Annotated in this window: 5 protein-coding genes; 3 read left to right on the top strand and 2 right to left on the bottom strand. The window is 46.1% G+C overall.

Annotation, left to right across the window (positions count from 1 at the left end):
• Positions 1–196 precede the first annotated feature (196 nt).
• From IQ263_RS19485 to IQ263_RS19500, 3 genes are all read left to right on the top strand, one after another.
• Complete coding sequence (locus IQ263_RS19485) at positions 197–544, top strand: hypothetical protein (protein ID WP_194069445.1); 348 nt, start codon at positions 197–199, stop codon at positions 542–544.
• Positions 545–857: 313 nt separating this feature from the next.
• Positions 858–1,688, top strand: coding sequence for a hormogonium polysaccharide biosynthesis protein HpsJ (gene hpsJ-B / locus IQ263_RS19495; protein WP_194011747.1), 831 nt, complete (start codon positions 858–860; stop codon positions 1,686–1,688).
• A 421-nt stretch (positions 1,689–2,109) separates the two neighbouring features.
• The gene (locus tag IQ263_RS19500; protein WP_194069449.1) at positions 2,110–3,006 is read left to right on the top strand and encodes a glycosyltransferase family 2 protein; all 897 of its coding nucleotides are present in this window, start codon (positions 2,110–2,112) and stop codon (positions 3,004–3,006) included.
• Positions 3,007–3,556: 550 nt separating this feature from the next.
• Here the strand turns inward: IQ263_RS19500 and glgB are convergent.
• A complete protein-coding gene (gene glgB / locus IQ263_RS19505) occupies positions 3,557–5,848 on the bottom strand; it encodes a 1,4-alpha-glucan branching enzyme (RefSeq protein ID WP_194069451.1) in 2,292 nt (763 codons plus the stop codon).
• 388 nt (positions 5,849–6,236) lie between these two features.
• Positions 6,237–7,313 carry an RNA-guided endonuclease InsQ/TnpB family protein gene (locus IQ263_RS19510; RefSeq protein WP_339384896.1) on the bottom strand — a complete coding sequence of 359 codons (1,077 nt, stop codon included), beginning with the start codon at positions 7,311–7,313 and terminating at the stop codon, positions 6,237–6,239.
• Positions 7,314–7,496: the final 183 nt, after the last annotated feature.

The following is a 7,496-nucleotide window of genomic DNA, read 5'->3' on the forward strand; positions in this document are numbered from 1 at the left end:
GATTAGCAATTATTGATTTCTTTTAAAAAAAATCATAAATAAAATTTATTGTCTATTTCGCTGATTTAGATACAGGATAAAAAATTCTATTCGTGTATCTGCAATTTGCCAAACAGATGGATACCGTGCCACTCAGTTAAATCGCGATGTACCCTAACTATTCGACTGGTGTTCAAGCCCTCAAAATCAATCCTCAGTGGAATTCAGTAACGGCAGTTCCATCGCCACGAGGGAACGTCCAACTTGGGACTCTTTGCAGAATCCTTCCAGCACGGCATGGGGAATATCCACAAGTTCCACAGCCGCCGGACACAGCGCACTGCCTCCGGTGGCCCAACTGGCCAAAAGAGCGTGCAGCAACTCGCGCTTAATGGCGGCCCGGCGAGAGCCTGTGAAAACCGGGGTAAAGTGGAGGCGAGTACCCGATCGAGCTATTTTGGTGGAAAATAACGTGAAGTACCCGATCGGCCTTGCTTCTGATTGGAGCTTCCCAACTCATAAAATGGGGGAGAGTTTGATTCGTCTGCGGAGTTTCCCGTCTTAAAGGCGGTTTTCACCTTCAGGATTTCTGTTTCCACAGAGAGAGCAAGAAACTGAACCTCGCGCGATCGATCGTGTGACGCGGGCTGCCACCCGTGAACCCCGCAGGCGAATCAACAAGCGAGTATGAGAAACTAATACCTGTTCCCCAAAAACAACGCAACTGCTGGCTAGCTCCAAACCCTTAGCTCATCATTGATTCCCCCATCGAAGATCCCCAAGGCACCAATCAAAAAGGGGTATGATCCCTCTTACCACTTAACCCATTAAACAAAATTTCGTTGAATCTAACGGTGTAGAATCATCTAACAGGAATTATGAAAGCAACTAACAACCGTCAATTTTCTTCAGTAGCAGCTCGAACTCTAAAAGTAGTCGGGATTATCTTGATTCTGTCTGCTTTGCTTGACTGCATTGTTCTATCACTGCCGGGAGAAGCCTCCGACATTATGAATCGAGGCTGGCAGTTGGCCGCAGCAACTCAGATAGTTGACCGGGGCATTATTCCTTTGATGGGTATCGCCCTGCTGATGACAGGCTTTTGGGTGGACAGCAGCAGCGGAGTCTCTATTGAGCGGCGCAATATTTGGGTTGACTTGCGATTCTGGGCGCTATTGATTTCCAGCTTGTTAGGGCTAATTTACTTGTTGCTGGTTCCAGTTCACCTCAACAATACTCGCTTGGAACTCAAGGATGCTCTGGCTCAAGTCGATAAGGAAGCGGGACAAGCCGAAAATCAACTAGAGGCGCAAATTAAAAGCGACCAGTTTAAAGCTCAGGTAGAACAACTCAAAAGCCAGCGCCGCAGCCAGATAGGCGCGCTGTTGCAAGATGAGGGGAAGCTGCAAGAGGCACTCAAGAGTCCAGATGTTCCCAAGGAATTGAAAGCTGTGCTTCAGGACTCGAAAAAGGACCCGAAAGCCCTTGACAAGTTTTTGGAACAGCAAGCCCAAGAACTGCCCGTTCAAGCTCGTAACGAGATTCGCACCCGCAAGCAACAAAAAGAGAAAGAGTTGAGAACTCGATCGAGAAATTCGAGTTTGCAGACGGGAATCAGCAGTTTGTTGTTGGCGATCGGCTACATTACTGTTGGTTGGACAGGATTGAGAAGTATGGGAATTTTGGGCTTCGGTCGCCGCAAAAGTTGACCTGCGCCAGCCCCTAGAACCCGTAAGTCAAGATATCTTGCAAGAAATACTTAATCTGCTGAACATAGCAACCGCTCCTGGCAGCTACGACCTTATTAATGACTGAAGCCATTAATTTTCTTGCATTTTCACATCGACTTCTTCTCGGTTCCTCCCCAACGACTGTGTTTATCCGCTCGCGCAGTCGAAGGAATCAGGAACCACGAAGCGTTGCACTGAACCCTTCGACGAAGTGTCGAAGAGCCTTCTATCTTCTACCTTCTACCTGACTGATGACGTTGGACGTTCGGTGGGGGGGAGACAGCACTAATAACGGAAAGCTCGGGGGGGACAGCAAAACATGACTAATGACTAATGACTACTGACTACTGACTAATGACTACTGACTTCTTCTATAGTTTGCCCTTACTGAAAGCTGGGAATGTTCTCAATTTATATTTTGACTTACAACGAAGAGATTGATATCGCCGCTTGCATAGAATCGGCAATGCTTTGTGACGATATCATTGTAGTTGATTCTTTCAGCAGCGATCGCACCCTTGAGATTGTTCAGAACTATCCCGTGCAAACAGTGCAGCACCGCTTTGAAAGTCACGGACGCCAGCGGACTTGGATGCTCCAAGAAGTAGAATGCAAGTACGAATGGGTTTACATCCTCGAAGCTGACGAGCGGATGACACCTGCACTGTTTGCTGAATGCTTAAAGGCGATGGAAAGTCAAGAATATATCGGGTATTACGTAGCAGAAAAAGTAATCTTTATGGAGTGCTGGATTCGCCGCAGCACTCAATATCCCCGCTATCAAATGCGCCTGTTTCGCAAAGACCGAGTGTGGTTTTCTGACTACGGTCACACCGAACGGGAAGTCTGCAACGGGCCCACTCACTTTTTAAAGGAAACCTACCCTCATTATACTTGCAGCAAAGGTCTTTCTCGCTGGATAGAAAAGCACAACCGCTACTCGACTGACGAAGCTGCTGAAACTCTTCGCCAATTAGCAGCAGGTCAAGTAAATTGGTGGGATTTATTGTTTGGCGCATCGGAGGTAGAAAGGCGGCGCGCTTTGAAAGATTTTTCTTTGCGCTTGCCTTTGCGGCCTGTGGTGCGCTTTTTTTATATGTATATTTTACTCGGCGGATTTCTTGACGGTCAAGCGGGATTAGCTTGGTGCACGCTGCAAGCTTTTTATGAATATCTAATTTTGCTAAAGGTTTGGGAAATGAAGCATATGCCGCTGCCGAATTTAAGTGCTGGGGAAGAACAGCCTATTTCCGAAGTTGTGAAAGTTGAATCCCCTCAAGTTTCATCGAATATTTAAGCTAGTAAATATCGCGAAAGTAATAGCTATTTGAACAAGTATGGCTTCCATTTTCTATCTAATATAAATTATTTTTAGATTTTTTGTATAAGTCTTTGCTCAATACATAAACGGCAAATGAAAAATATATAAATATATTTTATATTAGATAATTGTAGATAATTTGTGATATCATCTCCGGTCGATTAGCCGCACTAATACCATTTTTCACAAATCGTGCAACATAACAATTGTTGGGCAAGAGTGTTACAGAGGGTTGTTCTACAATATGTGTAAGGTGCGTCGCAAAATTGTCGATTAAATTGAGGGATTGAAAGACAGCGACGCACCCTACAAATACTGTTGCATTATTTTTGCAAAATGGTATTATACCAATTTCATAAAGTAGCGCTAGATATTACCCCCCAAACCCCCCCCCGAACTCGCGGGGGGGGCTAAAACTTCATCCATACCACATCTTTAGAAAAATGGTATTACTCATACAGAGATGAGTAGATTGAGAAAATTTGGCGTAAATTTGGGTCAACAGTATCTACGCCGCTACTCAAAACTATTGAGCACTACGCAATCCTGTTTTTTCTCGATCGATCTTTAAGATCAACACCCCTAAAGGCGGCAAACACAAGTCGATCGAATAAGGGCTGTTGTGGAACCACCACTCATCAGTCCACTTACCTCCCAAATTCCCCATATTGCTGCCCCCGTACTCCCGCGCGTCGCTGTTAAACAACTCCGTATAGAAACCCGGTTCCGGCACTCCTACGCGATAGTGAGAGTGCGGCTGGGGCGTAAAATTGCACACCGTTACCACAAACTCATCGCCATCCTTCTCGCGGCGCACAAAGGCTACCACGCTGTGCCGGTTGTCGCTGCAATCAATCCACTCAAACCCATCCTCAGCAAAATCTTGACTGTAAAGTGCAGTTTCGCTGCGATACAAATGGTTCAAATCCTTAAAAAACAGCTTCAACTTTTGGTGCGGTTCAAATTGCAGCAAATCCCACTGCAAATCCCCCCAAACGTTCCACTCATGCCACTGGCCGAACTCCATCCCCATAAACATAGTTTTCTTTCCGGGGTGAGCAAACATAAAAGTAAACAAACACCGCACGTTTGCAAACTTTTGCCATTCGTCTCCAGGCATTTTGCCGATGATGTGGGCCTTGCCGTGGACTACTTCGTCGTGGGACAAAGCCAGCATAAAATTCTCGCTGTGGTTGTACCACATACTGAAAGTTATGTTGTTCTGGTGAAACTGGCGGAACCACGGGTCCATATGGTAGTAGTCGAGCATATCGTGCATCCAACCCATGTTCCACTTCAGGTTGAAGCCTAAGCCCCCTACATAGGTCGGCCAAGATACCATCGGCCAAGAGGTTGATTCTTCGGCGATCGACAGCGAGCCTGGGAAATAGCTAAAAATGACGTGATTCACCTGTCGCAGAAAATCTGCCGCTTCGATATTTTCGCGGCCGCCGTACTGGTTGGTCAGCCATTCTCCTGGTTCCCGGCAGTAATCCAAATACAGCATGGAAGCTACTGCATCTACCCGAACTCCGTCGATGTGGTACTTGTCAAACCAGAACAGAGCGTTTGATACTAGGAAATTCCGCACTTCGTTGCGGCCGTAGTTAAAGACTAGCGTTCCCCACTCTTTGTGCTCGCCCTTGCGGGGGTCGGCGTGTTCGTACAAGTGAGTTCCGTCAAAGAATGCTAAACCGTGGCCGTCTTTGGGGAAATGCCCCGGTACCCAGTCCACGAGTACGCCAAGGCCGCTGGCGTGGCACTGGTCAACAAAATACATGAAATCTTCGGGTGTGCCGTACCGGGAAGTTGGGGCGAAATAGCCGGTTACTTGATAGCCCCAGGAACCGTCGAAGGGATGTTCGGCGATGGGCAGCATTTCAATGTGAGTGAATCCCAAATCTTTGACGTAGGGAATCAGCCGATCGGCCAATTCTCGATAAGTCAGAAACCGCGCCCCTGGTTTGAGTTCTGAAACCGCAACTGCTGGCTCTATTTCACCATTTGGCAGCATCGCGGGTTCGTCTGTACCGGCGTGCAGCCAAGAACCGATGTGGCATTCGTAAACCGAAACTGGCTGAGTCAGTTGGTCTGTCTGCCGCCGCTGTTCGATCCAAGCGCTGTCGTGCCAAGTGTAGTTATCTAAGTCGGTGACAATTGATGCTGTTTTCGGCCGCACTTCTTGCTGGAAACCGTAAGGGTCGGACTTTTCATAGGGATGTCCGTCTTGGTTTTTCACTTCGTATTTGTAGTGAGTTCCCACGGTTAGTCCCGGAATGAATAATTCCCAGATGCCGTTTTGAGATTTCCGCATTTGATGTTTGCGGCCGTCCCAAGAGTTGAAATCGCCTAAAACTGATACGTTGCGGGCATTCGGAGCCCAAACGGCAAAATATACTCCTGTGATTCCGTCTACTTCGGTGAAGTGCGCGCCAAGTTTTTCGTAAATCCGGTGGTGGTTGCCTTCTGAGAATAGGTGAAGGTCAAATTCTGTGAGTTTGGGCGATCGAAAGGCGTAGGGGTCGTAGATAAAACGTTCGTGTTCTCCTTCTTTGACCCGCAGTTGATAGTTTGCTAGTTCTGGAGTTTCGATCGTACATTCAAAAAAGTGAGGGTGATGCTCGGATTTCATTGGGTATTCAGCCCTCGACTCCGGCAATACTACCGATACCGCATCCGCATTGGGCAGATAAGCTCGGACGGCCCAGACTTTTTTGCCATTATTTTCGATCGTGTGGGGGCCTAGGACTTCAAAGGGATCGTGGTGCTGATTCCCAACAATACGGTCAATCTGTTCAAAGGGTACGGTCGCGGGCATAAAACTACCTACCTGAATCTTTTAACTAAATGGCTTTCAAAACCTAGAGCGCCGCAGCACTTTACATTTAGATACATTTTTGATTGCTCATCCTACCACTGATTAGCATGATTTTGCCGGTGCTGCGGCTGCCGCGCGCGCCCCTTTGCCCGCACAGCAGGCAATCGGATTGTTTTGCTGGCGATCGAGCTTTCATCTTACTGCTCGTCTCTTAGTATATGAATCTTAAAACAAATTGAAAATTTTAGAGTTTTGTCAAAAGATTATTGACTTTTTCTGCGTTATGTGGTATGTACACTGTTTCTAGTTTCAGGATGCTAGACACTTGATGATGAGTGACATCTCCAGATACTGACCGCTTGGGCGGTACAGTGCTGGCTTCCAAGAATCACTTCTTAGATTTTCTGGTTGCTCCCTGACGGGATTTCCGCACTTGGCTAGACTTTTGGGCCCCCGCTCGATCGCCTGCACAGACAGTTTCCTTTCCCGACCATCCATCGGTACTAATCAGGGCAATCCCTCGGTTACGAATTACTAAACCTGAAGCAACATCTCTGTCAATGGTGAACCCACATTCAGGACAATGATGAACTCTTACTTTCAGGTTTTTTTTAACGGTCGCACCACATTCAGGGCATTCCTGACTTGTTCTGAGGCTACTGACTTCTGCAAAGAATTTTCCTAACTTCCAACAAACATATTTGACGATAGAACGAAATTGTCCAAATCCACCATCCAGCATATGTTTGCCCAGCATCCCCTTAGCCATAATCCGAAAGTCTAGATCTTCCATGAATATCATGTCAGCAGACTCACAGAGAGCATGAGCTTGTTTAAAGTGAAAATCTTTGCGGGTATTGTCAATTATGTGGTGTATCCGCGCTACTTTGATGCGTTGCTTCTCGTAATTTTTTGACCGTTTCTTTTTCCTAGATAATCTGCGTTGCAGCGATTTCAGCTTGCTTTGCATTTTTCTCAAAAATTTGTGCGGTTTGACGAGAACACCATCACTCGTAGCGAGAAACTTTTCTAAGCCAATGTCTACACCAATCGCATGACCATGAGGCATGGGATCGGGTACATTAACATCAGATTGAATACTAATACTGGCATACCAGATATCAGCTTTTTTGATTATGCGTACTTGCTTAATTGCGAAACCATCTGGGATCGGTCTATGCAAATTAATCTTAATATCGCCAATCTTAGGTAAAAGGAGCGTATTGCCAGATATAGGAGATTTTTTAAACTGTGGAAATAGTAGAGACTTAAATTGCCCATACTTCTTAAACCGAGGAAACCCAGTCCCTCTTGGTTGAAAAGATTCCCATCCTCGATGTAACTGCTTTACGGCTTGCTGTAAGACTTGAGAAGGAACTTCACCTAATCGGGGAAATACTTTCTTTGTTTTTGGCAATGCGTTAAGTTGTTTGAGTTCGCCCGGGAATGGCCGGTCGGCCGGCATGATGTATTCGTGTTTTATGGAACATCGATTCATCAACCATTTCCTACTATTACACCCAGGGTAAACGCATCTAAATTAAGTTGACAAAAAATCATATTTGTGCGTGAGTCTTTTTCTGAAAAAATCTTTCTTAAAACTATTAAATCCGATGGAATTAACCCAGTAAAAATCGAGCTTTAAGAA

It is taken from the genome of Tychonema sp. LEGE 06208, from assembly GCF_015207505.1.
Classification (GTDB): domain Bacteria; phylum Cyanobacteriota; class Cyanobacteriia; order Cyanobacteriales; family Microcoleaceae; genus Microcoleus.